The sequence below is a fragment of the Candidatus Frankia alpina genome (genome assembly GCF_902806485.1).
In the GTDB taxonomy this organism is placed as follows: Bacteria; Actinomycetota; Actinomycetes; order Frankiales; family Frankiaceae; genus Frankia; species Frankia alpina.
The window spans coordinates 1-205 of the sequence record NZ_CADCWT010000667.1; the positions used below are offsets into that span (position 1 = coordinate 1).

General features: G+C 63.4%; 1 protein-coding gene. It reads right to left on the bottom strand.

The annotated features are described in order from the left end of the window. A partial coding sequence (locus G6R25_RS25800; protein ID WP_205447495.1) for a hypothetical protein occupies positions 1–205 on the bottom strand: 205 nt, incomplete at both ends.

The following is a 205-nucleotide window of genomic DNA, read 5'->3' on the forward strand; positions in this document are numbered from 1 at the left end:
CGGGTGATTTCCTTCGCCGTAATGCAGCCCAGGTAGCCGGCTTCCTCCCGGATTTGCTTCACCGCCCAATGGCTTGAGAAGTATCGGCGCCCTTCGGCCAGGTAGCCGAGGGTTGTGCGCAGTTCATCTTCGGCGGTGTGGGGGATTGTTCGGGTCACGAAAACAGCCCCGAAACCGGCCTCGATGGCCCGGGCAATGGCCCGGG